Below are 3,053 nucleotides of genomic sequence, written 5' to 3' on the forward strand. Positions count from 1 at the left end.
GGCCTATCAAACCCATAATCTATAGGACACCTCACCCCCAACAAGTGGGGTTGGAAATCTCATCTCGAAGCAGGCTTCCCGCTTAGATGCTTTCAGCGGTTATCCTTCCCGAACGTAGCCAACCAGCCATGCACCTGGCGGTACAACTGGCACACCAGAGGTTCGTCCGTCCCGGTCCTCTCGTACTAAGGACAGGCCTCCACAAATTTCCTACGCACGCAGCGGATAGGGACCGAACTGTCTCACGACGTTCTAAACCCAGCTCGCGTACCGCTTTAATGGGCGAACAGCCCAACCCTTGGGACCGACTACAGCCCCAGGATGCGACGAGCCGACATCGAGGTGCCAAACCATGCCGTCGATATGGACTCTTGGGCAAGATCAGCCTGTTATCCCCGAGGTACCTTTTATCCGTTGAGCGACCACGCTTCCACAAGCCATGGCCGGGTCACTAGTCCCAGCTTTCGCTCCTGCTCGACACGTCCGTCTCACAGTCAAGCTCCCTTGTGCACTTACACTCGACACCTGATTGCCAACCAGGCTGAGGGAACCTTTGGGCGCCTCCGTTACTCTTTAGGAGGCAACCGCCCCAGTTAAACTACCCATCAGGCACTGTCCCTGAACCCGATCAGGGTCCGAAGTTAAGAAATCCAGTATAGTCAGAGTGGTATTTCACTTGACGACTCCACCCCCACTAGCGTGAAGGTCTCACAGTCTCCCACCTATCCTACACAAACCACACCGAATCCCAATACCAAACTATAGTGAAGGTCTCGGGGTCTTTCCGTCCTGCTGCGCGTAACGAGCATCTTTACTCGTAATGCAATTTCGCCGAGTTCGTGGTTGAGACAGCAGAGAAGTCGTTACGCCATTCGTGCAGGTCGGAACTTACCCGACAAGGAATTTCGCTACCTTAGGATGGTTATAGTTACCACCGCCGTTTACTGGGGCTTAAATTCTCCGCTTCACCCCTTACGGGGTTAACGAGTCCTCTTAACCTTCCAGCACCGGGCAGGCGTCAGTCCGTATACATCGACTTACATCTTCGCACGGACCTGTGTTTTTAATAAACAGTCGCTTCTCTCTGGCCTCTGCGACCACCACCAGCACATCACCAAGCAAGTTGGCTTCACCGGGATGGTCCCCCTTCTCCCGAAGTTACGGGGGCATTTTGCCGAGTTCCTTAACCACGATTCTCTCGATCACCTTAGTATTCTCTACCTGACCACCTGTGTCGGTTATAGGGTACGGGCAACACACAACCTCACGCCGATGCTTTTCTCGGCAGCATAGGATCACCAGATCACCCCACCAAAATGGGGCGCCCATCAGCTCTCACACTCAATGTGGGGACGGATTTACCTACCCCCACGTGCTACGACCTTAGACCACGACTACCATCGCGTGGCCTGGCTACCTTCCTGCGTCACACCTCGCGCTTACCGACTCCACACTCAGGTTCCACACCACACACCAACCAGACATCCGAAGACATCACGGGCATGTGGCAAGGTTAGTATCGTGTGTTTTGGTATTGACGGTTATGCGTCGGTACCAGAATATCAACTGGTTGTCCATCGACTACGCCTGTCGGCCTCGCCTTAGGTCCCGACTTACCCAGGGCGGATTAGCCTAGCCCTGGAACCCTTGGTCATCCGGTGGACGGGTTTCTCACCCGTCTTTCGCTACTCATGCCTGCATTCTCACTCGTACCGGCTCCACCACTCGTTCACACGGCGACTTCACTGCCAGCACGACGCTCCCCTACCCAACACCCCACCATTACGGCTATAAGGGGTGCTGCCACAACTTCGGCGGTGTACTTAGCCCCGCTACATTATCGGCGCTCAATCACTTGACCAGTGAGCTATTACGCACTCTTTCAAGGATGGCTGCTTCTAAGCCAACCTCCTGGTTGTCTTCGCAACTGAACATCCTTTCCCACTTAGCACACGCTTAGGGGCCTTAGTTGATGGTCTGGGCTGTTTCCCTCTCGACAATGAAGCTTATCCCCCACTGTCTCACTGCCACGCTGAACCTTACCGGCATTCGGAGTTTAGTTGACGTCAGTAACCCGGTGGGGCCCATCAGCCATCCAGTAGCTCTACCTCCGGCAAGAACCACGCAACGCTGCACCTAAATGCATTTCGGGGAGAACCAGCTATCACAGAGTTTGATTGGCCTTTCACCCCTAACCACAGGTCATCCCCTCCATTTTCAACTGAAGTGGGTGCGGGCCTCCACGCGCTCTTACACACGCTTCACCCTGCCCATGGCTAGATCACTCCGCTTCGGGTCTAGGACACGCGACTGAAACGCCCTATTCGGACTCGCTTTCGCTACGACTACCCCACAACGGGTTAACCTCGCCACGCACCGCTAACTCGCAGGCTCATTCTTCAAAAGGCACGCCATCACCCCAACAAGGAGGCTCTGACGGATTGTAAGCACATGGTTTCAGGTACTATTTCACTCCCCTCCCGGGGTACTTTTCACCATTCCCTCACGGTACTATCCGCTATCGGTCATCAGGAAGTATTTAGCCTTACCAGGTGGTCCTGGCAGATTCACACGACATTCCACGAGTACCGTGCTACTCGGGTATATGCACAACATTGGGGCCACATGTTTCGTCTACGGGACTCTCACCCACTCCGGTACTGTTTCCCACCAGCTTCGACTACATCTAGCACTCATCAACGCCTCGGTCATGCTGGACCGAACACGCATACCCCACAACACCAAGCCAGCAACACCAGCACGTTTGACACTGACAAGGTTTAGGCTCTTCCAGTTTCGCTCGCCACTACTCCCGGAATCATATTTTATTTTCTCTTCCTACGGGTACTGAGATGTTTCACTTCCCCGCGTTCCCCCCACACACCCTATATATTCAGATGCGGGTCACCACACTCTCATGTGGCGGGGTTTCCCCATTCGGACACCCTCGGATCACAGCCCGTTTATCGGCTCCCCGAGGCTTATCGCAGATTTCCACGTCCTTCATCGGCTCCTGATGCCAAGGCATCCACCATGCGCTCTTACACACTCAT

At 54.5% G+C, this 3,053-nt stretch carries 1 rRNA gene; it reads right to left on the reverse strand.

From position 1 onward, the window contains the following. Positions 1-3,053 (reverse strand): 23S ribosomal RNA (locus BANT918_RS17045); the annotation flags it as partial.

Source organism: Brevibacterium antiquum CNRZ 918 (assembly GCF_900169145.1).
Lineage (GTDB): Bacteria > Actinomycetota > Actinomycetes > Actinomycetales > Brevibacteriaceae > Brevibacterium > Brevibacterium koreense.